This window comes from Rickettsia africae ESF-5 (assembly GCF_000023005.1).
Lineage (GTDB): Bacteria > Pseudomonadota > Alphaproteobacteria > Rickettsiales > Rickettsiaceae > Rickettsia > Rickettsia rickettsii.
Genome location: NC_012633.1, coordinates 481092 through 507082 on the forward strand (window position 1 = coordinate 481092; position 25991 = coordinate 507082).

A 25991-nucleotide genomic window follows, 5' to 3' on the forward strand; every position below is an offset into this window, starting at 1 on the left:
TTACTACCAGTCTAAAGCTCCTTTCTTCCATTCATATATGAACCCGATAATAAGTACGAATAAGAAAAACATCATTGAGAAAAAGCCTATTTTACCTATCGTATTAAGACTAATAGCCCAAGGCACTAAAAATGCAATTTCAAGATCAAAGATAATAAATAAAATAGCAACTAAGTAAAAACATATGTCAAATTTTGATCTTGCATCGCTAAAAGGCTCAAAACCGCACTCATAAGGTTCTAGCTTATCTTTATTATATTTTTTTGTCGATAATAGGTTAGGTAGAATCATTATTAAACCGGAAACCAATACCGCAATACCGAAAAATATAGCAATCGGTAGATATTCTTGTAAAAGTTCTGAGTTTTGTAGCATATGTTTTTTATTATATTGTTCCGTCATTGCGAGAAGAATTGCACAGTAATGCGACGAAGCAATCTCAGGATATTTGATGAGATTGCCACGCAGCCTACGGCTGCTTGCAATGACGTAGATTTAATGATACTTAACTCTATATTTACCTCAAATAGCATCAATTATCAATGACAATATCAGGTTTAACTAGTAGCTTCATTAAAACTAGTACCCAAATACCGCTTGATATCCACCATATTTGCCAAATATTATATGAAATCATGCCGATAATATAGTAATTTATAAAACATGCATAGGAAATTGCCTTGAAATTTTTATTTTCGAGATTACTAATTTGTTTGAGATATTTATAAACTAAGCATAAAAATAATATTAAACCTATTATACCGAGTTCAAGAGTAATTTGTAATATATTGTTATGAGGATGAAGCGGCAAAGGATGCCATTTTTCTCCGTTGTAATCGATCATTTCATTATCACCAGCTTTGATATATTTAGAAGAAGCTAAGCCATAGCCTAAAATCGGCTTTTCAATGATTTTGTTTGCGACGAAATGCCAAATAAATAAACGATGAGCAGCGGAAGGTTGTGTAGCTAAATATTTTTCAGATAAATCTTGTGGTTCTATTTGTTTAGCTATCACAGGAAATAGTAACGAGCCGGTAATTAAACTTATTGCGATTAATTTGAAAAATATCGGCTTCATAAATCTTGTTAAAATAAATATTACTCCTCCTATACCGAAGCCTAAAAAACTTGCTAAACTATCGGAAATACTTAGTAAATAAAGTACTAATATATATAGCATTAAGGTATGTCGTTTTTTACCGTTAGAAAGTAAAATTATAATCGCTACCCAAGCGGTAATTGAAAGTAAAGCACAACCACGATCTAGCATATATAAGCCAAAACTAGTTTTGAATATTCTTGTTAAAAATCCATTAGAAGAATATTCGATGAAGAATAATAATATTGCTGTGAGAATTCCGAATATTAAGGCTTTTTTAAGTTGTAAGCGATTTTGAAAAGGAGCAGAATTACTAACTGCAAAGCCAAGAAATAAGAGTATAAAAACTTGAGTAAAAGTAGCTAAGCTATTAATAAGATGAATTGCGAATAAACAAGATATAAAGCACCAAGCGGTGAATAACATTGTTATCCCGTGAGCTTGTAGTGGGATCCAGTCTTTTTTTATTTTTTGGATACCGTGGTCAAGCCACGGTATGACATTGTTACTGGATTGCCACACTCCTTTCAGTCGCTTGCAATGACGATTAATACCTCGCAGGAATGATATAAGCAAAAACATTGTAACAGTAGCTGCAGCGGATAAGCCCGCCAGCATCCCAAGGCTTGGAATTAAAAATATTAAACTTGAAATTAAATATTGCATCTAAAAACAATCTTTAGCAAAAATTTCGTAGATTGGGTGTTCAAACGTTGAAAGTGAAATGCTTGAAGAAATCATCCATCCTTGAAAGAGTAAATTAGGATCTTCGTCTATTTTATATTCCGTTATGGTCATCAACAAATAATTATCTTCATTATATGGATCAAGGTTTTTTATACATTTGTGCAATTTGATTTTTATATTACAGAAATATTTTTCTTCCCCGACTTTCAAATCTATCTCTTCAGAAGTAGCAGTAATGTTATTTAGAGCAATAATTTTGCCATTTGTATAATTTTTAAACTCAGAACTATCATTAATATTATCGTTTGGATTTAAAATAGGATGATTTTCATCAAGAGGGATAAATACGTCATTTTCAATATCTTCGGTTGTAGTAACCGACTCTAAATTTTCTGCGAATATGGGAAAATTAATGCATATAGTAATGATAAAAATAATTTTTAGTAATTTCATAGATAAATATATTATTTTTCAAAATTATATACTATAGGGGATTAATGGCAATGATAATTTATGATAAGATTTTAAGGTCATTGCAAGCGATTTCAAGGAGCGTGGCAATCTCAGGAATCTTGCCTGAGATTGCTTAGTCAAAACTTACAATTTTTCCTCGCAATGACGATGTAGGTACAATATGCTCCACTCTAAAGAACTCTTAAATTCTATTTTACGATAGGATTTTCATAGTTTTATAATTAAGGTATTTAATACTATTAATCCTGGAGCGGAGTATTATCCAAGTAAGCATATAAGAATAATTACCGATTATTTAAATGCCGTGCAAAGCGGTGATATTAATCGTTTAATAATTTACCGCCAAGGAGCTTACTACAATCTATTTGTGTTAGCGTTGCTCGGCCTGCTTATTTATTGGGGGTTAATCCTACCAAAAGGATTATGGTTGCCAGCTATTCTCAAATACTTAGCATTAAACACTCACTAGATTGTCAGTTCATTTTAAATTCTGATTGGTATAAAGAACTTTTCCCAAGTACTATCCTTAGTAAACCCCATAATCAAAAAAGTAAGTTTTTAACGACAGCTAATGGCTTTAGATTTGCAACATCGGTTGGAGGATCGGCAACCAGGTGAGGGCGGTGATATCTTAATTATCGATGATCCTCATAACCCCAAGCAAATTCATTCTTATAAAATACGTAAGAAAGTTTATAGATTGGTTTGAGCAAACTTTTGTTAGCAGACTAAATAATCGTAATAAGGGAGCGATAGTTTTAGTTATGCAGCGTCTGCATACGGATGATTTATCCGGTTATCTACTTAATAATAGCAATTCATGGCATCATTTAAAAATTCCGGCGATTAGCATTCAAGGTTACTCCTTTAAATTAATGAATAAAGAATATCAATATCTTAGTGGTAAAGTTATTAGACAGCTATTAAAGAACCTCTTGATTGTTTAATGAAATTAGAGCAGGAAATAGGTAGCTATAATGATAATGCTCAATATTTACAAGAACCGATAGCACAAAGGTCATCGTTACTGAATATGGAAGATATTAGATTTTATGAAAATCTACCTTCAAGATTTGATTATTTTGTGCAAAGCTGGGATACGGCAATTAAGAGTTCCGAAGATTCCGATTATAGTGTTTGTAATATATGGGGATTCAGAAATATTATCTAGTATCATTAGTACGGAAAAAAATTAATTATCCTGAGCTTAAGAATTTGACGGAAAAATTAGCTAGAGAATATCAGCCAAAATTTATATTAATCGAAGATAAAGCAAGTGGTCAACAATTGATTCAAGATATAGGATTTTTAGGTGGTAATATTAGAGTGATAGGAATTAAGCCACGCTTTGATAAAGTTACAAGATTCGCCTCGGTAGTTCCTTTATTTCAATCAGCTAGTGTTCTAATACCTAAACAATCAAGCATAATTTTAAAGGAATTACTGAATGTTCCCCATATTAAAAATGACGATATAGTAGATTCAGTTAGCAGTTCTTGAATTGTATGAAGGATAAATCGTTTAAATATCCTGCAAGGATTAGGAGTTTAATATAAAAATAGTTGCTTTTTTGTATCGATGTTGGTAGTATTTATGTCATTCCCGCGAAAGCGGGAATCCAGTAAAAATACAATTATCCGTTTATGGATTCCTGCTTTCGCAGGAATGACATAGGATTGTGGTATGACACTGATTAGGCTGGGTAGCAAAGTGGTAATGCCGTGGACTGCAAATCCTCTATTCGTCGGTTCGATTCCGACCCTGGCCTCCATTATAGAAATTAAAACATCTTATGGGATTTATTGCGCAATTCCTAGAAATGCTTTTAGCCGAGAGAGCATTGTCAAAAAATTCTATACTTAGCTATAAGCGTGACTTATTCGATTTTCAAAATTATCTTGCTAAACACAAATTATCTGAATTAAATATTACTACTGAGAATATTAGAGACTGGATTGAGTATCTAGCAAGTAATGATTTGCAAGCACGCTCAATCAACAGAAAAATCTCAACTATAAAAAGTTATTATGAATTTTTAATTAGCGAAAACCATACCGCGTTTAATCCGGTTCTTAACGTAGATTTGCCCAAATATCAAAATAAACTTCCCGAAATATTATCTATAGCTCAAATTAAATCGTTACTTGAACATTGCTCTCAAGATAATTCTCCTGAAGGTATCAGGCTTAATGCTATGATTCATTTGCTTTATGCTAGCGGTCTTAGAGTCTCGGAGCTTGTTAGTCTTAAGCTTGCTGATATTCTGACTAATAAAACGTCTAAAGGAGAAGTAAGAAAAATATTTTCGGTACTTGGTAAAGGTAATAAGGAAAGAGTCATAGTAATAAATGAACAGGCAGTTATCAGTATTGCTAAATATCTTGCAATTAGAGGTGTTTTTGTGAATAAAGCTAAACCCAGAAATCTAATTTATTTATTTCCTTCATCAGCTTTAGCGGGTTATATGACTAGGCAAAATTTTGCTATTCTGTTAAAATCTGCTGCCCTTTATGCAGGACTTAACCCTGAGTATATTTCTCCGCATATATTACGTCACAGTTTTGCAAGTCATTTGCTTGAGGGCGGAGCAGACTTAAGAGTAATTCAAGAGCTGCTTGGTCACGCTGATATATCTACTACCCAAATATATACTCATCTTCAAACTAATCATCTCAAAAAAGCATTGTTGCATCATCCTCTCAATAAAAATTAATTTATCTTAATCTTCTATAAAGTACTTGTTAATATTTCTTAACTAAATATAATACTTCTTATTAAATATAAGGAATAAATTATATGAAGCTAAAAGACATTATGAGTTCTTTTATTAATAAACCTAGAGAAATTGAAAAAGAATATCCTGGATTAGCTCAAAAGCAAGAATCAGGATGCAATGTTTATGCCGGGTTAGGATGCAAAAATCAAGAAGTAAAATTTCGCAACTATTATGAGTTACTTAAAAAAATTCAACAAGGAGAAATAACTTTAGAAGTTCTAGAAAATTTAAGGAAATTAAAAATAGATGATAAAAAATCTTTTCTAGCAGATGCAGCAGAGGTGATATCTAACAATATGTTACATGAGCTTAATGCAACAATAATGAAACATGCTTTAGATTTAGTTGATTCTAAAGATGCAGCTTTTTTACTTCGTAGAACAAAAGAGGATAGTATATTTCGAGATCTAATATATTTAGAAGCAAAAGAAAACAGGTTTACTGTAGAAATTGATAAAAAAGGAACTTTGAAAATTAACTTTCCTAGTGGGATACTTGAGCTTTACAAGCTATTAATTGATAATTTCTATTTGAAAAAATTTGAGGAGGAGGCATTGCAGAAAAAATTATATCAAGAATTGTTCACTGATTTCAACATTCCTTTTGAAGAACTAATTGAAAAAAAGGAATTGCAGCAAAAATTATATCAAGAATTATTACCTGATTTCAACATTCCTTTTGAAGAACTAAATTTTTTTGAAAATTTTATTGAATGCTTAAAAGGCATGTATATTAAAAATAGTTTAGCACGAAGCATAATGAGTTTATTTGTAAGTAGAGATATTAAAGAACATGCTGTATGTGAAGAATTACTTGAATTAGATACATTTAAAAAATTATTTGAGGCAAAAATGTCATTATATGGAACTTCTGCTGATTCTAAATTATTAGTGGTTGATTATGTATTAAATGATATACAAGGTGTTTATATTAGCAATTTAGCATCTTCAAGTATTTTAGATTTAGTAATGCATAGTCAATCGCATAATGAAACAATAGAATCAATAGAAATTTTGGGTAATAGCTCAGAACCAGTATGACTTACTAGATACTGTTTTAAAGTTTTGATTATAAATATAGTAAAAACATCTAGAAGTTAATTTAATCTATCATTAATATTTAAATAATTATAAGTGAGATTAATACTCAATATGGCTACAAAAAATAAAAAAGAAACAGTGAATACTGAAACAAAAAATTTAGCAAATTTAGTTATCCAAGAAATAGGTAACAAAAATTTTGATTTTGTTGTTTTGCAAAAGATGCAGCAGGCTTTTAGTACTGCAAGTAAACAAAAACAAAGAGAAGCTTTTATAAGTTTGTTAGATAAAAAACTTAATAAAGAGCAATTACATAAACTCAATCAAGCAATAATGGAAAATGCAAATGAATTAATGCCGGATAACGATCCTAATTTCGTTTGTCGTACTCCTAATAATAAAGTTTTTCAAGAAATATTATTATTGGAAGCCAAACGCTCAGGTATGAAAGCAAAATTTAATGATAAAGGAGAATTACAATCTCTTGATGTAAAAGATATAACACAGGAAATATTAGATCACTATCGTATTTTACAAGAAAAATTTTATTCCAAAAGAGATTCTAAAGATTTGATAGATAGTAGAATAGCTCAAAGTATTAATTTTTTATTATATGCTCCACTTTTCCGAGAATCAGATATATATACAAAATTAGGTTTAAAATCTGCTGAGATAGAGCGAGAAATACAAGATCCTAACGGTAAGTATGCTAAACAATTAGTAGATGCTAAAATAGGAACTAATATAAATTTTAATACCAAAGAAAATTTAGAAAATAAAGCACATGCAGGAAAAGAAACTAAGATATCTTCAATAATTGAAAAAGCAATAACAAAACTTAAGAAAGACAAAAAAGTAAATATTGAAGATAAGAGACAAGGAGAAATAAAAAGGCATTTATCTAAATCTTTAGAAGGAGTTTCTGATTATATATTAACATTCAAAAAAAATGATTTAGTAGATGTAATATATCAAGGATTAGATAAAGGACAAACTTGGTGGTCAAAGATTGTTAATTATATAGGTATAAAATCATATTTTATTTCTAAAGAAAATCTTGAGAAAATAGGCACAATAATAAATAGGGAAATGAAAAATTCCCATACTCCTTTAAAGATAGAAGTACAAGAACAGTTAAAACAAATCTCAAAAGAATTAAATAGATTCAATAATCTGGCATTGCCGTTAGAGGCTAAAAAGGTTCAGGCAAAATCTAAAAAACCGCCTGTTCCTCCAAAACCTGAACACCTCAAAAAAAGAAATCATGGATTGTGATGATTTTGTTGTGTGACTTGAAAAATACAGTTGTCATCCCGTGATTTATTCACGGAATCTAGCTTAAAATACTAATAATATTAGTATTTTTATTGTTTTTATGGACCCTGTGGTCAAGCCACGGGGTGACACAGTGGATTTTATTGGTCTACACAAGCAAGCCTTTTGCGGGAATGACATTAATCCCTACAATAATTTATTACTTCCCATAATATTATAACCGCAATCTACATAATGGATTTCACCGGTAACACCTTTAGATAATTCACTAAATAAATATACTGCTGCTCCTCCTACGTCTTCTTGGGTAGTATTACGTTTTAACGGTGCGGTTGCAGCGTGAGATTTAAGCATAGTACTAAAATCACCTATTGCACTAGATGCTAAAGTTTTGATAGGTCCTGCCGAAATAGCATTTACCCTAATATTATTTTCTCCCATATCGTTTGCTAGATATTTTATACTAGCCTCAAGTGCAGCTTTGGCTACTCCCATAACGTTATAATTAGGTATAACTTTTTCAGCGCCGTAGTAAGTTAATGTCACAATGCTTCCGCCGTTATGCATTAAGGCTTCTGCGGACCTTGAGAGTTCTAAAAGAGAGTAACATGATATATGTAAAGAATTATGAAAATTTTCTAAGTTAGTATCAACATAACGTCCTTTTAATTCATTTTTATCGGCAAAAGCCATACCGTGAAGTAAGAAATCGAAGCTACCCCATTTCTCTTTTATATCATCAAATAAATTACTAATTGATTTTGGCTTCGTAACATCAAGTTCGCTAACAAAATTACAACCTATTTCCTCAGCGAGTGGTTTAACTCGTTTTTCTAGTACTCCCGATTGATAAGTAAACCATAGCTCTGCTCCGTGTTTTTTAGCAAGCTGTGCAATCGCCCCACGATATTGACATATTATTTGCAATACCTGTAATTAAGCCTTTTTTTCCTTGTAGTAATCCTGTAGTCATTTATTTACTCATTATATTAAAACTTGCTGAAATGATAGCATGATGTATTATTTTGTAAACAAATAATCGATAAAAATGTATAAACCTAAAATCATATGTTTACTGCTAGGGATATTAAGCGGTTTAGTTTTTGCTCCGACTTTCTTTATACCGGCATTATTAACGTTATCTTACTTATGTTATATAGTTCAAAAATCCGAAAATTGGCAAGAAGCCACAAAATTTGGTTATTTATTCGGTTTTGGGCATTTTTTAAGTGGAATATATTGGATAAGTATCGGTGTTAGCGTTTATATTGCAGATTTTTGGTGGGCAATTCCTTTTGCGTTATTTGGACTACCTATAGTTTTAGCTTGCTTTATATCGGCAAGCTGCATGCTTAGTTTTTTTGCTAAAAATAATAAATATTACCAATTTATATTCTGTTTATGTTGGGTATTATTTGAGTGGGTACGTTCATGGATTTTTACCGGTCTTCCTTGGAATTTGATTGGTTATGCTTTTTCGTTTTCAGATATTTTAATACAGCCTTTAAGTATAATAGGGATATATGGGCTTAGTTTTATAGTTATATATATTTCTACATCAGCTTATCCTTTATTTAGCAAGCAATTTACTCAGTTAAAAATATTACTAGCTAGTTCAGTCCTAGTATTAACCATCATTGTCATTTATGGAGCAGTAAGGCTAAGTAATAACCATACAAATTTCACTGATATAAAAGTACGATTAGTGCAACCTTCAATACCTCAAACCGAAAAATGGAATGAAGAAGAATTTTGGCATAATTTAATGCTACATATTAATTTATCGGAAAATTTGGAACCTACCGATTTAATTATTTGGTCTGAGGCAGCATTAGTAGTCCCTGATGATATACCGCAAGTTAAATCAAAATTATTAAAAATGCTAAATTCTACAAATGCTATTTTGATAACAGGAGGAATTTCGGATAATAAAAAACAAGGTGATGAGTTTGAACTTTACTCAGCTATGTATGCTCTTGATAAAAATAATCATAAATTATTTGAATACCATAAATCACATTTAGTACCTTTCGGTGAGTATATGCCCTTTAAAAAGATACTACCGTTTAAAAAATTAACTCATGGTTTAATTGATTATAAAGAAGGAAACGGAGGGTTTGTTTATCTTGAAAAATATAATCTTAAAATTAAACCTTTAATTTGTTATGAAGCTATTTTTCCTGATTTTGTACGGACGAATAATGAAATAGCCGATGTAATAATTAATATTACAAATGATGCATGGTATGGTAAATCCAGCGGTCCATATCAGCATTTTCATATTAGTAGAAGTAGAGCCGTAGAGAACGGTTTACCTATGATTAGAGTAGCGAATAACGGTATTTCAGCTATAGTAGATCCTTTTGGCAGAACAATAAAAAAACTAAATCTAAATGAAATAAATGGTACTCAAGGTTTAATTCCTAAAAAACTAATCTCTCCCACTATATTCTCGCAATTCGGTAATTTTACTATTTTATTACTCATCGTTTTTATACTTTTAATTAATTATTTATTGGCCTTGATTCTTGATCACCAAAGGGTTTTAGCATTATTATATTAAATTTTTAATAAAGTTGCTTGATTAAATATAAAGTAATATATACTGCATTTAAAGTTGAATAGTCTTCATTAATAATTAATTTTTAATTAAAGCTTATTGTTAAAATGAATTATTCAATAAAACATCCAGACAAACTCGCAAGTGAACGTTTAAAAGAACGACGTCTTGCTGTAGGTATTATCCAAAAAGAATTAGGGCAAGTTTTTTCGATATTAGTGCTCTCCAAGTTAAAAAATATGAAGAAGGTTTAAGTAATATACCTATAAGTAGGTTATATGTTTTTGCAAAAGTTTTAAATACGCCTTTAAAATATTTCTTTAATAGTTCTGAAGAAGAAAAGTTAAAAGCTGACAATGAAAATACTCCTAATAATAAAATTGAATATCTATTCAAAGAAATAGAAAGTGATTGCTTAAATAATATTGCTGAAGCAGAAGGGCAATATGAACATGACGTCTCTTTTGATTATAAAGAATTATCAAGGACTATGGAAAGAGCACTTTTATCGTTAACTAGAGCATTTACTACAAATATTAGAAAAATAATCATTGAACGTGTCAGATCAGTATCGATACCTTGTGAATAATATTTAAATTTTCATTGACTTAGCATTACCAAAGTATTAATTTTCGTTAAGGTTTAGTAAATTCTGAACCGTCAACAATTATTAAATATATTGGAGGAAGGTTATGAGTAAAAGTAAGGCTATTGAAAATAACGGTATTAGTAATACCAATAGTCCAAATGGTAAATATATGGCCCCAAGACCGGAAGGAGTAAAACCTACCTGTGTAGTAATTACTTATTCTGTAAGCAAGGATATTAAGGCTGTTCGTGAAGTATTGGATGAGCGAGGTGCAAGTGTTCATTACATAATTGATAAGGATGGGACTCAAAAAGGATATCATAATGATTTAACAGATCAAGCTTTTTATGCAGGCAAGAGTAGTTGGAAAGGAGAAGTAGGTGTTAATAAGTTTGGTATTGGAGTCATGCTTATTAATGATGCAAAAAGTGATTTTCCTGCAGAGCAAATAGGGAAATTAAAAGAATTTCTTAAGGATGTAACAGAAAGATATCCAAATTTAGATTTAAAACATGATTTAGTCGGTCTTGGTGAAGTAACTGTAAACCGAGAAGGCAATGCTCATATAGCTCCTGGATCAAAATTTCCTTGGAAAGAATTAGCTGCAGCTGGTTTTGGTAGATATTTTGAGACTACGCAAGAGCAAAAGAGTAAATTATTATTAAGTCTTGATAGTACTGGAGAAAAAGTTAATACTTTACAGGAAAATTTAAAAGAATATGGCTATGGAGTGGAATCCACAAGTACATTTGATCAATTTACTCAGCAAGCAGTGAGAGTATTTAATGATCGTTATGGTACAGGTTTACCAAACGAAGAGCCACCTGTAAGTTGGACTGAAGCAGGTCAAGATGTTCTATCGCAATTACTAGGGCAAACGGTATTAGCACAAACAGAAAATGCATAGTTTAAGAAATGAATTCCTTTTTCATTTTGCAAGCCTTGTTGCATGGGTACTGAATCGTCATTAAAAGGATTAATGGCTTGTTTAGGTCATTCCTGCGTGGATCCATTCCACCCCTGTCATCCCCGCGACTTAATCGCGGGATACAATTTAAAATACTAAAAATTTAGTATTTTAAAGTTACTTAATCTAAAAATAGTGCTAAACATTAAAACTTATTTACAGATAGCCTCTAAGGTAGAGCTTCCTTGACTATTTAGCTTCTAGTCAAAGAAAGCTAAGTTTTTTATCTTTACTTTATATTTCTACAGTTAAAAATATTTATGATATCTTTAAAGGTTAATAGTTTAATACAAAATTGGTGTTGGCGTAGATAATTTTTTGCGTTTATGTGTTTGCTATATGCAAATTTAAATTTTGATTATTAAATTATAACTTATAACAGGATATTAAAATGTTTATCTCTAATATTTTTCAAAAATTTTTTTCTTTTCTTTTTGTTTTATTCATCACAGCTGCAGTTTATGCGGATCAAAAAAAAGTAGCAGTCATTGTGCCACTTGAACATGCCGCAATGACTGAGATTATATCAGGAATTAAAGAGTCGCTAAAAGATATAGATGCAGAAATTATAGTTAAAAATGCTCATGCTGATGCTAATATTTTACTTGCCATTATAAAGCAAATAATAGATCAGGATATTGATGTAATAATTCCAATAGGCACGACAGCCAGCCAAACTGTTATTTCTCATATAACAAATAAACCGCTTGTTTGTGCTGCTGCTATGATTAATAGTAAAAACCTACCTTTAGTTACTGGTGTTAACGATGAGATAAAAATCACTGACACCATTAGTAAATTACCTTTTTTACAGAATATCACTTTAATTTATAGCAGTAGTGAGAAAGTTATACCTGAAGTAGAAATGTTAAAATTATATGCTGGAAAAAACAATATTTCTCTGCACACGGTAATGATACAAAATTTCAATGATATGCCTGTGGCTGTAAAAAATGCTCCTGAAAATACGCAGAGTTTTATAATTTTGAAAGATCATTTAATAGTCAGTGGGATTAATATTTTAAAGCAAGAAGCATTTAAACGCCGTATTCCGATAATTGCTTCCGATGAAGGGTCGGTAATTAGCGGGGCAACTATTGCGGTAGGAGTACAAGAGAAGCAAATAGGCGTAGAAGCAGGTTTAATGGCAAAAAAAATCTTACAAGGAATAGAACCGAAAGATATTCCATTTGGGGATATGAAAGACTTAACTTTATTTATTAACCTTAAATCATTTGTTAAACAAGATATTCTTACTAAAGAAAATTTATCCGTACTGCCTTTCGCGCGTAAAGAACTTGAAGAGTAGTAACATGAACATTTTAGTTACTGCTCTTGAGCAATCCTTAATAATGTTGCCGCTTATTTTAGGGATGTATATAAGTTATCGGATTCTCAAAATTACCGATCTTACCGTAGACGGTACTTATGTACTTGGTGCGGCAGTGTTTGCCCGCAGCCTTTCATTTGGGTTATTTCCTGCATTAATATTTGCCGTAATAGCAGGCGGAATTATAGGCAGTATAGTTAGTGTTATGCAGAAGAATAACCGCATTAACGGGCTTATAGCCGGAATACTTGCAAGTTTTATGCTTTATTCGGTTAACTTACAAATTATGCAGCGTCCTAATATATCGGTTCTTGGTATGCCGACTCTATTATCTATATTAGATCTCGAAAATTGGTTAATACCTTTAGTAATAATCAATTGTCTTATTATATGTTCAGTTATAATTTTATTAAAAGGTAAGCTCGGTTTATTTCTTCGTGCTTTTGGTTTTAATAAAGATTTATTGATTAATTTAGGAAAACCTGCTGAGCTTTACCGTACTATCGGTTTTAGCATAAGTAATTGTTTGGCTGCTTTAACCGGTACTTTATCTGCACAAGTAAATGGTTTTGCCGATATTAATATGGGTTTCGGGGTGGCACTAGTCGGTATTGGTGCAATTGTTATAGGGCGTCATATTTTAATCCATGCTAATAATTTTAATGCGTTTAAAGAGATATTGTCTTGTTTGATAGGTATATTATTTTACTTTATTGCTCTGGGCTTTTTACTCCGAATTGGAATCGATCCCATAAATCTTAAGCTTATTTTAGGTATAGTATTGTTTATTTCGTTGAGTTCTGTAAAAAGAGAGGCTTTATGAAACCTTATTTATATGCAGAAAATATACAGTTCAAAGTTAAAGAAAGAACCGAACCTATAATTGCTGAAACTACTTTAAATATTACTAAAGAAGAGTTTGTTGTAATATTGGGTCATAACGGTAGCGGTAAGTCTACTTTAGCTAAAATACTTGCCGGCTATTTAAAACCTACTAGCGGGAAAGTGTTTCTAGATCAAGTCAGAATCGATAAAATACCTAAAGGACAAAAAGCTTCTACATTAGTTACATTAACACAAAAAGCTGAAGAGAGGCTATTTACCGAGCTAACCCTTGAAGAAAATGTCATTTTGTGGGAAAGTAGATTCTCTAGTAATGAACGGTTAGCAAGTAGCGAGTTGTTAGAGCTTACAGGTGCGCCTAAACGCTTTTTGCCTTTACTTTCACAGCCATTAGGTAAATTTTCCGGTGGAGAAAAACAGATGATACTGCTGGCACTTATCATAGCTCATCCACCTAAAATATTATTTCTAGACGAACATACGGCAAATTTAGATCCGAAAGCTTCTTTGGAAGTGATGAAAAAAACAGCAGAGATTATAGAGAAACATAAGATTACTTCTGTTATGATCACGCATAATTTAGAAGATGCCGTAAATTACGGCAAAAGGCTTATAGTCTTAGATAGTGGTAAGGTAGTACTAGACTACCTAAAACCACCGGGTTTTTCTTTAAAAGAACTTAAAGAGATTTTAAATTAGAATTGAATATCTGCACCTATCTGTCCGGCTAATTCAGTATCGAAAGAATATTCACAGATATAATCTATTAACTCACTTTTTACATTCTCGTTAGTAGTCTGATAAAGAAGCACGAAATTAATAATATCATCCTTATTTTCCCTATTGTAAGGCGTGTCTTCACTTCAGCCGATAACTTTTCTTCTGTTGAAGTTGATGGAGCCGGTACTACTGTTGCTACAGGAGTAACTAATGCTGGAGTTGCTACAGGATTATTATCATTAACATTATAATTTAAAACTTTTTCTATTAACTCTGTTCTTGTATCTTCATTAATACTAATCTCAATTAATGTATTAATAATGCCATCTTTATCTTCACCGTTTTTAAGACGTTGCATAACATCTTTTAATAATTTTTCGTGTGTATTTTTTGCAAACCCTTCTTCATCCGGTAAATCATAATTATAATCATTAACATCCATGTCTTTATAATTGTTAGCTGATTTTGCACCCAAGTATTTTTGTATGGTGTTAATTTTTAATTGCTCATTAATATGAGAATTATCTTTTCTTTATCAACACCTATCTTTACAAGTGTTGCTATACTGTGATCGAATGGATTATGCAATAGAACGCCTTGTCGTCCTATATCAGCACCTTTAGATCTTAACTTCTCAAGTAACCAGTTATCTCTTGATGTTAGTGCGTGATTAAAAATTGACTTACCACACGCATTAATCTTAAGATTAACGTAAAAAGAAGTCCAGTAACGTTTTATTTTGACCTGATTCATGCTTTAGTAGCAAATAGAAAAAAGGTGTGCCGCCATAATTGTCTACTGTATCAATTTCACTGCCGGGTTGTAATAAAATTTGAGTTATTTCGTGCTGTTTAGAATAAGTTGCATAATGTATAGGTATACGTCCCTTTCCATCTTTAGTATTAACATCCACATTTTTTTTTAAGTAAAAAGCTTCTTATTTCCTATTGTGGCCGCATAATGTATAGGTGAATATAGATATTTATGCTCAACTTCAAAACTTGTCCCTTTGTCTAATAAAATTTTAGCTATTTCTTTAGTGCTTGCATAAAATAATGCCGTATTTCCTTGTTCATCCTTAGCATTGACATTATGACCTTGCTCAATTAATTTTTGAACAATATTGGCATTTCCAGCTGAGGCTGCTATACTAAACGGTGTACAGTTGTCTTCAGCTTCAATTAAGGTGTCATATATTTCAGGGTTTGGTGCACGTACATTGTCCTCTGCTGCTATTTCTGTAGAAGTAGTGGTTGTTACTGGTGCCGGTGCTGCTACCGGAGCTATTACTGGATTATTATCATTAAATTATAATTAAAAAGTTTTTCTATTAATTTCTCTCTTGTAACATCATCTATATCAGAATAAAATTCAGGATTCATAATTAATCCGTTGATAATTTTATTTTTATCATCCTCATTTTTAATATTTTTCTTCATCTCAGCAAGCTTTTGTTCTGCTTTGAATTCAGGTAGTGCTGAGCGTGCATTAGCGGAATCAGTTAGTATTTCTTTAATTTCTGGTTTAGATGCATAATCTATAGTTTTTTTCCTTTAGCATCTAAAGCATTAACATCGGCACCTTGTGAAAGTAAAAGTCTAACATTATTTACATTCCCTATATGTTGCTGCATTATGTAAAACCGTACTACCGTCTGGAAGTCTGTAATTGGCATTATTTGTTGGTTGATTCATCATATAAATATTCCTTTATGTTTAAATATTATTTTGTCGTGCGAGCATTATACATAATATTTTGAATTTCTGCAATCCAATAGTTAATTTTTTAACTATTTATTAGATTTTGGATAAAACCAAACGAGGAGTAAACAGATTAGAAGACCGATATTTAAGAGTAGATTATACTCTGTCATAGAAATACCAAAGATTTTGATGGCGGGTTTCATGCAGGACGTGATTGGCTGTGAGTAGAACATTTGTTTGATGTGTTGTATAGACAAGCCTTTCGGGATATGAAGCATTGATGAACAAAGAGCACTTGGTTGTAATATGCCTCTTTCTATGAAGCTATGATAGGTTGATAATATACAAGAGCTAAGGATAGTTAGGAGAATGAATATTAAAGTATACTTACTTAACTGTCGGATGATTAAAGCAGTTAAGCAAATTTTGATTAGGGTTAAATAGGGAAATCGTTCGTAAACGCATAAAGGACAGGGTGTATAATGGAATATATATTCAGCAATATAAGCGGTAGAAAGTGCTATTATAGAAATTGCGATCAGTCCTAAATGTAGAACTTTATAGCTATCTTTTCTGATGTAATTTATAATAGTATTAAATGGCATGTTTTTTTTTTCTTAATATCATTGCGAGCGACTGCAAGGAGCGTGGCAATCTTGGGAAGTTTGATGAGATTGTCACGTCGCTTCGCTCCTCGCAATGACGGCGTTTAATTTGATATTTTACAAATAAATAAATTTAGTATATTGTCACTGATTATTAATTAAAGCGCAAGAAAAATCAATGTCAAAAATTTGGGAAGATGCTATTAAGTCAAACGCGTGGCCTTTTGTTGAGGCTAAGAAGATATTAGATAGCTTAAACGGTCAAATTCCTGAGAAGGGGTATGTATTATTTGAAACGGGTTATGGTCCTTCAGGTTTACCTCATATCGGTACTTTTGGTGAAAATGCCCGTATGGTGATGGTACAGAAAGCATTTGAGCAATTATCCGATATTCCGACTAAACTAATTTGCTTTTCCGATGATATGGACGGGCTTCGTAAAGTACCTAGCAATATCCCAAATCCTGAAATGGTGGCACAGTATATGGATATGCCGCTTACTTCTATCCCTGATACATTCGGTGAATGTGAAAGTTATGGGCATTATATGAATGCAAAGCTTCGCTCATTCCTTGATAAATTCGGCTTTGAGTATGAATTTTATAGCAGTACTAACTGTTATAAAGCTGGTATGTTTGATGAGATGCTGAGAATGGTGCTTGAGAAATATGACGAGATAATGGAGCTAATGCTACCGACTTTTAGAGAAGAGCGCAAGGCTACCTATTCACCTTTCATGCCTATATGTCCGAAAACAGGTAAGGTACTGCAAGTACCTATAGAGAAATGGGATGCTAAAGCAGGCACTGTAACGTATAAAGACAAAGCCGGTAATTATATAGAAGTACCGGTAACAGGAGGGCATTGCAAATTACAGTGGAAGCCGGATTTTGGTATGCGTTGGGCTGCGCTTAAAGTCGATTATGAGATGTACGGCAAAGACCATTTGGCAAATGCTCGTCTTTATTCGGAAATTTGCCGAATCCTAGGAGGAAAGCCGCCGGTGCAGTTATGTTATGAGTTATTCTTAGATGAAAACGGTGAGAAAATATCAAAATCAAAAGGTAATAGTATTAGCATTGATGATTGGCTTAAATATGCTCCTGTTGAAAGTATGGCATTATTTATGTATCAAAATCCGACTAGAGCTAAGCGTTTGTTTTTTGATGTAATTCCTAAAAATGTTGATGAATATATTACTTTTAACCAGAAATATCATTTAGAAGAGGACAGGGCAAAGCGTTTTGCAAATCCCGTTTATCACATCCATCACGGAAATGTACCGAAAATTGAGACTTTTGGAATTACCTATTCGTTGCTTTTAAATCTTACTTCTGTGTGTAATCCTTCGGATAAATCGGTGCTTTGGGGATTTATTAGCAAATATGAGCCAAAAGCAACTCCAAATACTAACCCTTATCTTGACCATTTAGCAGAATTTGCTATAAGATATTATAATGACTTTATTAAAGCACATAAATCATATTTATCTCCTTCTGAAAAGCATAAGGTTATTTTGCAGGATATATTAGATATGTTATCTGATATAGCTGATCAAACCGAAGCTGAAGCAATTCAGAAAGCAATATATGATATAGGAATGAAAGCAGGATATGAAAATCTGCGTGATTACTTCAAAGATTTATATCAAATATTGCTTGGACAGAATGAAGGGCCAAGACTTGGGACTTTTATAAAGCTTTACGGGGTGCAGGAAATGAAAAAGCTGGTTGAAGGGCAGTTGTAGCCTATATATCATTCCCGCATGGGTATCTAAGCGTCATTGCGAACGAAGTGAGTGTGGCAATCTCAGGAAGTTGGACGAAATTGCCACGTCGCTTCGCTCCTCGCAATGGTGTTAAAATAAAAACTATTAACAAATGAATGAAATTTTTTGTAGTACGTTACCTATTTTTTTAATTACGCTGCTTGGTAGTATTATCAAAAATAAATGGTTAACTTCAGAAGAATTTTGGCGTGGTATTGAGAAATTATCGTATTTTGTATTATTTCCTGCCATGTTGTTTAGTTACGTATCTACTGCCGATTTAAGCATTGCGCCCATAATTAAATTAGTAGTGGCTCTTATTATATCCACTATTCTTGTATCAATCGGTCTTATAATTTACCAAAAAAAATACAACATAGATAAAGTCCAATTTACTTCCATTTTTCAAGGATCGATTCGTTATAATAGCTACATTTTTTTTGGGGTAAGTAGCCCCTTGCTTGGTTCTAGCGGACTTTCAATCGTTGCCATTATTTCTTCTTATATGATTATTTTTACCAATATTTTATCGGTAATGATTTTCGCTTATTATATCCCTAATAAATCCGTGACTAATACTATTAGCACTAGTTTTGTTTTAATGATGAAATTAATTGTGCGTAATCCGTTAATTATCGCAAGTTTAGTAGGATTTGTTTTTAATTACTCAAATCTTGAATTACATTTAGGGCTTAAGAAAACGTTAGATAGCCTTTCTAATGCCGCTTTAGCTATCGGTATGCTAAATGTTGGGGCAGGGCTTAATTTTACTATTAGACAAGAGCTTTTACATAATGTAATGTTTACAAGCTTTGTTAAATTAGTTGCATTTCCTCTAGTTAGTGTAGTAGTACTATGGTTAATGTCTATTGACGGATTAAATAGATCGGTAGGAATATTATATAGCTGCCTTCCATGTGCGAGTACGGCTTATGTTTTATCTCGTCAACTTGACGGTGATCCTGATTCTATGGCGTCGATTATAACATTTACTACTTTTTTCTCGGTAGTTACTATATCAATTATTATGTATATAATGGGGTGAATTTACCACGTCATTGTGAGCGACTGAAAGGAGCATGGCAATCTCAGGAATGTTGCCTGAGATTGCTTCGTCGATGCCTATTGCGTCTGCTTGCAATGACGAAAAACTAAAACAAACAAATAAAACAGGAATTTCTAAAATGGATGAAATGAATAAAATAAATTATGCTGAGGCCCTTGAATATCATGCAAAAGATAAGCCTGGTAAGATCGCTATTTCTGCAACAAAGTCTTTAGTTACTCAGCAAGATTTATCACTTGCTTATTCCCCAGGGGTTGCGGCTCCTTGCCTTGAAATTGCTAAAAATTTAGAGGATGTATATAAATATACTGCTCGCGGTAATTTAGTTGCCGTAATCTCTAACGGTACTGCCGTACTTGGGCTTGGTAATTTAGGAGCTGCCGCTTCAAAACCGGTGATGGAAGGTAAAGCGGTACTATTCAAAAAATTTGCTGATATTGATGCAATTGACTTGGAAGTGAATACGGAAGATCCTGAAGAATTTATTAATGCTGTGAAGTATCTCAGTTATAGTTTTGGGGGTATTAATCTTGAAGATATTAAAGCTCCGGAATGTTTTATTATAGAAGAAAAATTAAAATCTTTAATGGATATACCGGTCTTTCATGACGATCAGCATGGAACAGCGATTATTACCGCCGCAGGGCTAATAAATGCTGCGTATCTTACTAATCGCAAGCTTGAAGATTTAAAAATCGTAGTTAACGGAGCAGGTGCAGCAGCTATTGCTTGCATTGATTTATTAATTGCTCTTGGAGCTGATAAATCAAAGATTATTGTATGTGATACTAAAGGCGTTGTTTACAAAGGACGCCTAGAAGGTATGAATAAATGGAAAGAGCTATATGCAAGTGATACCAAGTTTAGAACTTTAGCGGAAAGCTTAAATAACGCTGATGTATTTATAGGGTTATCGGTAAAAGGCGCAGTAACTAAAGATATGGTGAGTAGAATGGCAAGTAATCCGATTATTTTTGCTATGGCTAACCCTGATCCAGAAATTACTCCGGAAGATATACAACTTGTACGCGATGATGCGATTATAGCAACAGGGCGATCTGATTATAATAATCAGATTAATAATGTTATGGGATTTCCTTATATTTTTAGAGGAGCATTAGATATAAGAGCTAAGACTATTAATACGGAAATGAAAATAGCTGCAGCAAAAGCCATTGCAGATTTAGCCCGTAGACCTGTACCGGAAGAGGTGTATAAAGCTTATTCAGGGCGTAAGATGGTTTTTGGTAAGGAATATATCATTCCTGTACCGTTTGATCCTCGTTTAATTACCGTAGTAGCAGCGGCGGTTGCCGTTGCTGCAATAGAAAGCGGCGTTGCTAGGGTTAAAGATTTTAGTATAGGTAAATATAAGAAAGAATTAGGTAGCAGATTAAATCCTACTGCTAACTATATGAATTTCTTAGCTGAAAAAATTCATAATGCACCGCTTAAACGGATTGTTTTTGCTGAAGGTGAAGAAGAAGAAGTAATTTCTGCCGCTCTTATGATGCGAGACAAGAAATACGGTCATCCGATTATAATTGGTCGTGTTGAACGAATTGAGGCTATGTTAAAAAAGATAGGTCAAGATATTAGCTTAGACGGAATTCAAATAATGAATGCGGCCTTAAGCGATAGTTTAGAGAAATATACTGATTATTTATATAAAAGACTTCAGAGAAAAGGTTATTTATACCGTGATTGTGCAAAGCTTGTTAAAACTGATAAGAATATTTTCGCTGCTTGTATGTTAGCATGCGGTGACGGTGATGCTCTTCTAACCGGTGTTACACAAAGTTATATCGATAGTTTAGAAGATATCATGAAAGTCATTTCACCAAAAACTAATCGTAGCATCCTTGGCTATTCAATTATGATTGCTAAAGATAATAATATTATTATTGCCGATAATTGTATTACAGAATATCCAAACAGTTGGGAACTTGCACAAATAGCAACCCAAACTGCAGAAATTGCTAAAAATATGGGAATCACGCCTCGTGTTGCACTTCTTTCTTTTTCAACATTCGGTAATTCTTCTAAGGCAAAAACAGCTCGTATTCGTGAAGCAGTAAATATACTAGATAATTTTAGCAAGGACAAAGAAGAGCTGAGCGGCATGAAGGTAGATTTTGAATATGATGGAGAGATGTCGGTTAAAGTGGCTTTAGATGGTGATTTACGTAAATTATATAAATTTTGTAGATTATCAGGATCTGCAAATGTATTAATTATGCCTGGTTTAAATTCAGCTGCTATTTCTACTGAGTTGTTACAAGAATTTTCGTCAAACAGCTTTATAGGTCCTATAACAAACGGTTTTGAAAAACCCGTTCAAATACTTCAAGCTGCAGCAACAGCTAATGAAATACTAAAGATAGCAACTTTTGCTTGCGTTGAAGCTATAAACGAGGTTTAATTACTATATCTTTAAAATCAATTAACTTGTGAGAGGTAAAGTGGCGTCGATTACAGAACTTCATAAAAATATACAAGAAATTACAAAAGATTTACGAAAACATGATCCTTAAATACCTGATGCCAGTAAAAAACCGTTAGCTTCTAGAGAAAATTTTGACGATCTAATACATTCTGATTTAGGACAGCCTGTACGAAATAAACCGCTTTCTTTTGATGAAGAGTTAAAGAAAAAAGTTCAAAGCAGACAAGTACAGGATTTTTTCGAGCAGCAAACAAAGAGTACAGAAGAAAAAATAGATAATCATGCAAAACGTATAGAAGAATTAAAGCAAAAACAGAAAGAACTAGAAGAGAGGAAAAAGTGGCTTGAAGAAAAAAAAGCTAATTCTAATATTACTAGAGAAGAAAGATGGAAAATCGCTGCAGCATTAGAAGCTATTAATGATCAATTTAGGGCTATAGAAAAAGAACATAATACTATTAATAGTGCTTCCGATAGAGAACAAAAGTTTGATAATAAAAATAAACACTTAACTGCTACAAAAAGAGAGCCGATAGCTGCAGATTTATAGCAATAAGGAGCATTAGCAGCTATAAAACGTATGAAAGAAGAGAAGATAAAGCAGCAGCTGTTAATCAATCTTCAAAAAATACTCCAACTATGCCTAGCGGTACTATACCGATGCCGCCTCTAATGCCTGGAAGCGGTATTCCTATTCCCCCATCGCCTCCGCCACCACCTATATCAATTCCAAAAACTATAAAAAAAGAGGCAAAGGATGTTGGTAAACAAATGCCTCAAGGAGGAGATCAGCATAAAGAAGAACTAGCAAAGGCTATGAAAGCACGAAGAGCAAAAATAGAAAAGCAAAACTCAGGAAGAGGAAGGTAATTATTATAGTATCATAATGGCTCTTTTTTCAAATTTTATCATAAAATGAGCTGTTAGTCTCTATGAAGATTTCTAAGAAGATTTAATTTTGGTTATTTTTTGCTGCAAATTATAAGGTTTCTTTGAAATAGGAGTAGCTATTCTTTCAAAAATCTTATTAATTTTCGCTAAAAAATACCTCAAAATAGCAAATCAATTAGAAATCTTCGTAGAGCTTAGCGAATTAGAACGATTTTACAATTTAATTGCAGTTTAGCCCAAATTTTATTTGCAGTATATATAGGATAGCCTGTAATTAATCCTAGGCTAATGCAAGCTCTGTCACCAAGAGATAAGCCAAATTGTTCTGTTTCTTTCTTTAAGCGTCCAATTTCTATAGTTTGATCAAAATCTAAGGCTACAATTTTATTTATGGAAGCTGAGATCATTTCTTTACTTTGAATAAAAGATATGTTCAATTTTTTATCTAGTTCAGCTACTACTTCTGCTATATTTACTGTAGACATAATAGATAACGGTAATAATTCTTCGACCTTGTCACTACCAGTTTCTAAGTTAAATAATGCAAGTAAAGCAGATGAATCTAAAATATATTTATTCATTATTAAATTCCTTTCTTCTTGATTCAATTAAAGAGTCAACTAATGATATGTTATCTTTATTTCTAGATTTTACTAATGCTTGAAATTCTTTAATTTTATTTTTTAGAGGAATCAATGTTAATTCTTTATCAAGTATTAGCATTAACTGATCTCCTGACGCAAGATGTAATTGATCACGAATTTTTGCAGGAATATTTATTCTGCCATTTTCAGATATAGTAACTTTATATTCTAAGTGCATATTTTTAAAACGGTTAAAAATTAAATATATACCAAATATAAAATATTATAATTAAAACTACAATAGTAAAATAAATATAAAATATTTTTATATTGAAATTATGCTGTAGTTGTTCCTATTTCAAAAAAATCTTATAATTTGTAGACGCAAAGAGTCAAAATAGATTAAATTAATTTTCTTTCACACAGCCTAAATAGTTGGTATCATATGCTGTTGCCACAAAAAGAAAATATTATATGTTTAATTCAGCTTTTTTAGTTGCATTTTTTACAACGATTATCCGTTATTATGATTATGCTCTATTCGGTTTATCGGCTAGTATTCTTGCACAAAATTTCTTACCTAATATAGAGCAGGATAAACAACTACTTGGTTTTTTTGCTATTCTTAGTGCAGCTGTTATAGTACGACCTTTAGGGTCCTTAATTTTTGGATTTATCGGAGATAAATACGGGCGTACTAAATCTATCAAGATATCAATGTGCATGAGTAGCATTGCTACCGGATTCATTGCTATTACTCCTTCCTTTGAGATAATAGGTATTTTTGCTACGGTAATACTAACATTATGTCGAATGGTTTTTTTAGCAAGCCTTGCCGGAGAGGTTGACGGAATAAAGGTTTATGTAGCTGAAAAAACAGGAGATAATCAGAAAAATTTAAATATAGGAATAGTTTCATGCTGTGGCCAAATAGGTGCATTACTTGCGGCTATAGCTTATTATTACGCTAGTAATTCCGATATCCAATATTTATGGCGTTTTAATTTCTTTATTGGTGCAATATTTGGTTTATTTGCTATTTTGATGAGAAATTTTTTTAAAGAAAGTAGCGAGTTTTTAAGAACGTCATCAAAAAGTACCTTGCGGCAAATTATATGGAATAATAAACTATCCGTTATAATAGCATTACTAATAAACGGTGCTATTGGAGGAGTGTATCACTTTTTAGTAATTTTCTTAGGAGTTTTTTTAACAAAAATAGCTCTTATAAATCATCCTGAAATAAGATTTATGAATATAGCTCTTACTACTACCTATGGAATATCAGCTGTTTTTGCAGGGCTGTTTGCCGATAAAATAAACCCTTTAAGACAGATTACATGGGCTTTATTTGTCAGCATTATTGTTGCTTTAGGAATGCAAATAATGTTATACAAACAAATATTTAATATTCTCTGTCCCGTTATATTAATAGGACTTGCAGCATTTTATGCAGTACCGCTACAAATTATTGTTCAATCCTTATTTAAGACTAATGTTAAAATGAGGCTTTATAGTCTATCACATTCTTTTGGAGGTATTATTCTATCCTCAACTACTCCTTTCTTTAGTATGTTGTTATGGCAAAATTTTAAGTCACTATCTCTCACTTTAAGCTTTTTCATATTTTTGCTTATAATATTAATGAGTACAGTGTTGGTTTTACGTAGGATGTCATCCTCACAACAGTAAAGTCTTGTTGCATGGCTTGAAAAACCTACTCAATGTCATCCCCGCGAAAGCGGGGATCTAGCAAAATAACTTCAATATTGATATATTTGCCAAAATAAACACATAAAAAACTTGTTTTTTTTTACTGGAGTCCCGCCTCCGCGGAAATGACATAAACGAGCCATGCAACAAGACCCAAAAACAAGAATAACATCAATTGCCTTATATATTTCTTCCGTCTTTACTGCAACCTGTAGGTTTTATGTTAGGACTACTTGAAGATTTGGAGCGTTGCTGTGCTTGTGTCCCAATTTGCTTCGCTTCTTTTGCTAAGTTTTCAAATTTGTCTTTTAAGTTTTTTGTATTGCCTTTTAGCTTTAAATCGTGAGTTATTTCGTTAATATTCAATTTTTCAGGAGTTGGATGATATATAGGCTCTTTAGATTGAGTATGTTTAGAATGTTCTATTGCAAATTTTGTACGAGGTCTTATTAGTTCATTCTCTTTTCCTATACCTTTCTGTTTTTCTTCCTCCCATTTATCCTATTCCGCCGGTGATGTCCAGTATCTTGTTGTTTTACTATCAAAGCCTTTTTCAAATTTGTTTATTAAATTTTTGGTACTATTCTCTTTAATTTCTTTACCTCGATTTTCAAACTCAAAATTTTTCTGAGGAGTTATATAGTCAGATTGAGTATTTTTATGTTGTTTTTCTACAGTCTGTTTCTTTTCTTCTGTCCAGTATTTTTTGATTTTGCTGTCAGAGTCTGCTTCAATTTTTGCTATTCTATCTTTTATACCGGTAACTGCTCCTGTAGATATTTTAGGTTGATCTTGGGTTGATTGCTTAATATGTTTCGGAGATGTATTTTTAGATAATTCATAAGTCAAAGA

The 25991-nt window shown here is 32.2% G+C and carries 28 protein-coding genes, 1 tRNA gene and 1 pseudogene; 17 read left to right on the forward strand and 13 right to left on the reverse strand.

The features are described 5' to 3' along the window. Positions 1-3 precede the first annotated feature (3 nt). From RAF_RS02490 to RAF_RS02500, 3 genes are all read right to left on the reverse strand, one after another. Positions 4-375, reverse strand: a complete 372-nt coding sequence (locus RAF_RS02490) for an NADH-quinone oxidoreductase subunit A (protein ID WP_012737002.1) — start codon at positions 373-375, stop codon at positions 4-6. A 157-nt stretch (positions 376-532) separates the two neighbouring features. Then, positions 533-1768 carry an O-antigen ligase family protein gene (locus RAF_RS02495; protein WP_012719614.1) on the reverse strand — a complete coding sequence of 412 codons (1236 nt, stop codon included), beginning with the start codon at positions 1766-1768 and terminating at the stop codon, positions 533-535. After that, positions 1769-2242, reverse strand: coding sequence for a DUF2155 domain-containing protein (locus tag RAF_RS02500; RefSeq protein WP_012719615.1), 474 nt, complete (start codon positions 2240-2242; stop codon positions 1769-1771). A 662-nt stretch (positions 2243-2904) separates the two neighbouring features. Here RAF_RS02500 and RAF_RS02505 point away from each other — a divergent pair. The 7 genes from RAF_RS02505 to RAF_RS02530 all read left to right on the forward strand — a co-directional run bounded on the left by RAF_RS02505 (position 2905) and on the right by RAF_RS02530 (position 7354). Further along, positions 2905-3210 (forward strand): hypothetical protein, encoded by a 306-nt coding sequence (locus RAF_RS02505; protein ID WP_041471839.1) that lies wholly within the window; start codon positions 2905-2907, stop codon positions 3208-3210. Further along, the gene (locus RAF_RS09735) at positions 3210-3434 is read left to right on the forward strand and encodes a hypothetical protein (RefSeq protein WP_234943923.1); all 225 of its coding nucleotides are present in this window, start codon (positions 3210-3212) and stop codon (positions 3432-3434) included. The genes RAF_RS02505 and RAF_RS09735 overlap by 1 nt, the downstream gene beginning before the upstream one ends. Before the next feature lie 44 nt (positions 3435-3478). Further along, positions 3479-3763, forward strand: coding sequence for a phage terminase large subunit (gene terL, locus RAF_RS09740; protein WP_234943924.1), 285 nt, complete (start codon positions 3479-3481; stop codon positions 3761-3763). A gap of 196 nt (positions 3764-3959) precedes the next feature. Further along, positions 3960-4034 (forward strand) — tRNA-Cys (locus RAF_RS02515). Positions 4035-4055: 21 nt separating this feature from the next. Continuing rightward, positions 4056-4976: a site-specific tyrosine recombinase XerD gene (locus RAF_RS02520; RefSeq protein WP_004995969.1), complete on the forward strand. Its 921-nt coding sequence runs from the start codon at positions 4056-4058 to the stop codon at positions 4974-4976. A gap of 83 nt (positions 4977-5059) precedes the next feature. Continuing rightward, complete coding sequence (locus tag RAF_RS02525; protein WP_012719616.1) at positions 5060-6079, forward strand: DUF5410 family protein; 1020 nt, start codon at positions 5060-5062, stop codon at positions 6077-6079. Between the two features lie 111 nt (positions 6080-6190). After that, positions 6191-7354 (forward strand): DUF5410 domain-containing protein, encoded by a 1164-nt coding sequence (locus RAF_RS02530; protein WP_041471840.1) that lies wholly within the window; start codon positions 6191-6193, stop codon positions 7352-7354. A 186-nt stretch (positions 7355-7540) separates the two neighbouring features. On the opposite strand, the pseudogene fabI reads toward RAF_RS02530, so the two are convergent. Next, positions 7541-8327, reverse strand: a pseudogene (gene fabI / locus RAF_RS02535) (enoyl-ACP reductase FabI). 75 nt (positions 8328-8402) lie between these two features. Here fabI and lnt point away from each other — a divergent pair. From lnt to RAF_RS02565, 5 genes are all read left to right on the forward strand, one after another. Next, complete coding sequence (lnt, locus tag RAF_RS02540) at positions 8403-9917, forward strand: apolipoprotein N-acyltransferase (protein ID WP_012719619.1); 1515 nt, start codon at positions 8403-8405, stop codon at positions 9915-9917. A gap of 689 nt (positions 9918-10606) precedes the next feature. After that, complete coding sequence (locus tag RAF_RS02550; protein WP_012719620.1) at positions 10607-11410, forward strand: N-acetylmuramoyl-L-alanine amidase; 804 nt, start codon at positions 10607-10609, stop codon at positions 11408-11410. 451 nt (positions 11411-11861) lie between these two features. Continuing rightward, positions 11862-12779, forward strand: a complete 918-nt coding sequence (locus RAF_RS02555) for an ABC transporter substrate binding protein (protein ID WP_012719621.1) — start codon at positions 11862-11864, stop codon at positions 12777-12779. 4 nt (positions 12780-12783) lie between these two features. Next, the gene (locus tag RAF_RS02560; RefSeq protein WP_004995960.1) at positions 12784-13623 is read left to right on the forward strand and encodes an ABC transporter permease; all 840 of its coding nucleotides are present in this window, start codon (positions 12784-12786) and stop codon (positions 13621-13623) included. Next, a complete protein-coding gene (locus RAF_RS02565) occupies positions 13620-14342 on the forward strand; it encodes an ATP-binding cassette domain-containing protein (protein WP_012719623.1) in 723 nt (240 codons plus the stop codon). Before RAF_RS02560 ends, RAF_RS02565 begins: the two co-directional genes overlap by 4 nt. A 79-nt stretch (positions 14343-14421) precedes the next feature. On the opposite strand, the gene RAF_RS02570 is transcribed toward RAF_RS02565, so the two are convergent. The 5 genes from RAF_RS02570 to RAF_RS07665 all read right to left on the reverse strand — a co-directional run bounded on the left by RAF_RS02570 (position 14422) and on the right by RAF_RS07665 (position 16671). Further along, positions 14422-14838, reverse strand: a complete 417-nt coding sequence (locus RAF_RS02570; protein WP_041471841.1) for a hypothetical protein — start codon at positions 14836-14838, stop codon at positions 14422-14424. Between the two features lie 231 nt (positions 14839-15069). Continuing rightward, positions 15070-15276 (reverse strand): ankyrin repeat domain-containing protein, encoded by a 207-nt coding sequence (locus RAF_RS07655; protein WP_004995956.1) that lies wholly within the window; start codon positions 15274-15276, stop codon positions 15070-15072. An 8-nt stretch (positions 15277-15284) separates the two neighbouring features. Further along, entirely contained in the window at positions 15285-15599 is a 315-nt protein-coding gene (locus RAF_RS09750) for an ankyrin repeat domain-containing protein (protein ID WP_327203442.1), read from the reverse strand. Positions 15600-15649: 50 nt separating this feature from the next. Then, a complete protein-coding gene (locus RAF_RS09760; protein WP_234943926.1) occupies positions 15650-15802 on the reverse strand; it encodes a hypothetical protein in 153 nt (50 codons plus the stop codon). Positions 15803-16152: 350 nt separating this feature from the next. After that, the gene (locus tag RAF_RS07665; protein WP_012719625.1) at positions 16153-16671 is read right to left on the reverse strand and encodes a disulfide bond formation protein B; all 519 of its coding nucleotides are present in this window, start codon (positions 16669-16671) and stop codon (positions 16153-16155) included. Positions 16672-16849: 178 nt separating this feature from the next. On the opposite strand from RAF_RS07665, the gene RAF_RS02590 reads away from it, so the two are divergent. The 4 genes from RAF_RS02590 (at position 16850) to RAF_RS02605 (ending at position 22821) form a co-directional block, all read left to right on the forward strand. Beyond that, entirely contained in the window at positions 16850-18418 is a 1569-nt protein-coding gene (locus tag RAF_RS02590; protein ID WP_012719626.1) for a lysine--tRNA ligase, read from the forward strand. Positions 18419-18551: 133 nt separating this feature from the next. Continuing rightward, on the forward strand, positions 18552-19484 hold the full coding sequence (locus RAF_RS02595) for an AEC family transporter (protein WP_012719627.1): 933 nt from the start codon (positions 18552-18554) through the stop codon (positions 19482-19484). A gap of 139 nt (positions 19485-19623) precedes the next feature. After that, positions 19624-21927, forward strand: coding sequence for an NADP-dependent malic enzyme (locus RAF_RS02600; RefSeq protein ID WP_012719628.1), 2304 nt, complete (start codon positions 19624-19626; stop codon positions 21925-21927). A gap of 663 nt (positions 21928-22590) precedes the next feature. Beyond that, positions 22591-22821, forward strand: coding sequence for a hypothetical protein (locus RAF_RS02605; RefSeq protein WP_014410614.1), 231 nt, complete (start codon positions 22591-22593; stop codon positions 22819-22821). Positions 22822-23036: 215 nt separating this feature from the next. Here the strand turns inward: RAF_RS02605 and RAF_RS02610 are convergent, their stop codons facing one another. After that, complete coding sequence (locus RAF_RS02610; RefSeq protein ID WP_041471844.1) at positions 23037-23423, reverse strand: type II toxin-antitoxin system VapC family toxin; 387 nt, start codon at positions 23421-23423, stop codon at positions 23037-23039. Next, positions 23416-23664 carry an AbrB/MazE/SpoVT family DNA-binding domain-containing protein gene (locus RAF_RS02615; protein WP_010977150.1) on the reverse strand — a complete coding sequence of 83 codons (249 nt, stop codon included), beginning with the start codon at positions 23662-23664 and terminating at the stop codon, positions 23416-23418. Before RAF_RS02615 ends, RAF_RS02610 begins: the two co-directional genes overlap by 8 nt. Before the next feature lie 236 nt (positions 23665-23900). Between RAF_RS02615 and RAF_RS02620 the strand changes: the two genes are divergently transcribed. Next, positions 23901-25118 (forward strand): MFS transporter, encoded by a 1218-nt coding sequence (locus tag RAF_RS02620; protein WP_012719630.1) that lies wholly within the window; start codon positions 23901-23903, stop codon positions 25116-25118. 201 nt (positions 25119-25319) lie between these two features. On the opposite strand, the gene RAF_RS02625 is transcribed toward RAF_RS02620, so the two are convergent. Together RAF_RS02625 and RAF_RS02630 are read right to left on the reverse strand one after the other, a co-directional pair. Continuing rightward, a complete protein-coding gene (locus RAF_RS02625; RefSeq protein WP_004995935.1) occupies positions 25320-25505 on the reverse strand; it encodes a hypothetical protein in 186 nt (61 codons plus the stop codon). Positions 25506-25640: 135 nt separating this feature from the next. Further along, a complete protein-coding gene (locus RAF_RS02630; RefSeq protein WP_041471845.1) occupies positions 25641-25988 on the reverse strand; it encodes a hypothetical protein in 348 nt (115 codons plus the stop codon). Positions 25989-25991: the final 3 nt, after the last annotated feature.

What these genes read in the sequence shown, in the direction of transcription:
- RAF_RS02490 (WP_012737002.1), bottom strand. Translation starts at nt 375, where the DNA reads ATGCTACAAAACTCAGAACTTTTACAAGAATATCTACCGATTGCTATA.
- RAF_RS02495 (WP_012719614.1), bottom strand. Translation starts at nt 1,768, where the DNA reads ATGCAATATTTAATTTCAAGTTTAATATTTTTAATTCCAAGCCTTGGG.
- RAF_RS02500 (WP_012719615.1), bottom strand. Translation starts at nt 2,242, where the DNA reads ATGAAATTACTAAAAATTATTTTTATCATTACTATATGCATTAATTTT.
- RAF_RS02505 (WP_041471839.1), top strand. Translation starts at nt 2,905, where the DNA reads ATGATCCTCATAACCCCAAGCAAATTCATTCTTATAAAATACGTAAGA.
- RAF_RS09735 (WP_234943923.1), top strand. Translation starts at nt 3,210, where the DNA reads ATGAAATTAGAGCAGGAAATAGGTAGCTATAATGATAATGCTCAATAT.
- RAF_RS02520 (WP_004995969.1), top strand. Translation starts at nt 4,056, where the DNA reads ATGGGATTTATTGCGCAATTCCTAGAAATGCTTTTAGCCGAGAGAGCA.
- RAF_RS02525 (WP_012719616.1), top strand. Translation starts at nt 5,060, where the DNA reads ATGAAGCTAAAAGACATTATGAGTTCTTTTATTAATAAACCTAGAGAA.
- RAF_RS02530 (WP_041471840.1), top strand. Translation starts at nt 6,191, where the DNA reads ATGGCTACAAAAAATAAAAAAGAAACAGTGAATACTGAAACAAAAAAT.
- lnt (WP_012719619.1), top strand. Translation starts at nt 8,403, where the DNA reads ATGTATAAACCTAAAATCATATGTTTACTGCTAGGGATATTAAGCGGT.
- RAF_RS02550 (WP_012719620.1), top strand. Translation starts at nt 10,607, where the DNA reads ATGAGTAAAAGTAAGGCTATTGAAAATAACGGTATTAGTAATACCAAT.
- RAF_RS02555 (WP_012719621.1), top strand. Translation starts at nt 11,862, where the DNA reads ATGTTTATCTCTAATATTTTTCAAAAATTTTTTTCTTTTCTTTTTGTT.
- RAF_RS02560 (WP_004995960.1), top strand. Translation starts at nt 12,784, where the DNA reads ATGAACATTTTAGTTACTGCTCTTGAGCAATCCTTAATAATGTTGCCG.
- RAF_RS02565 (WP_012719623.1), top strand. Translation starts at nt 13,620, where the DNA reads ATGAAACCTTATTTATATGCAGAAAATATACAGTTCAAAGTTAAAGAA.
- RAF_RS09760 (WP_234943926.1), bottom strand. Translation starts at nt 15,802, where the DNA reads ATGAAGAAAAATATTAAAAATGAGGATGATAAAAATAAAATTATCAAC.
- RAF_RS07665 (WP_012719625.1), bottom strand. Translation starts at nt 16,671, where the DNA reads ATGCCATTTAATACTATTATAAATTACATCAGAAAAGATAGCTATAAA.
- RAF_RS02590 (WP_012719626.1), top strand. Translation starts at nt 16,850, where the DNA reads ATGTCAAAAATTTGGGAAGATGCTATTAAGTCAAACGCGTGGCCTTTT.
- RAF_RS02595 (WP_012719627.1), top strand. Translation starts at nt 18,552, where the DNA reads ATGAATGAAATTTTTTGTAGTACGTTACCTATTTTTTTAATTACGCTG.
- RAF_RS02600 (WP_012719628.1), top strand. Translation starts at nt 19,624, where the DNA reads ATGGATGAAATGAATAAAATAAATTATGCTGAGGCCCTTGAATATCAT.
- RAF_RS02605 (WP_014410614.1), top strand. Translation starts at nt 22,591, where the DNA reads ATGCCTAGCGGTACTATACCGATGCCGCCTCTAATGCCTGGAAGCGGT.
- RAF_RS02610 (WP_041471844.1), bottom strand. Translation starts at nt 23,423, where the DNA reads ATGAATAAATATATTTTAGATTCATCTGCTTTACTTGCATTATTTAAC.
- RAF_RS02615 (WP_010977150.1), bottom strand. Translation starts at nt 23,664, where the DNA reads ATGCACTTAGAATATAAAGTTACTATATCTGAAAATGGCAGAATAAAT.
- RAF_RS02620 (WP_012719630.1), top strand. Translation starts at nt 23,901, where the DNA reads ATGTTTAATTCAGCTTTTTTAGTTGCATTTTTTACAACGATTATCCGT.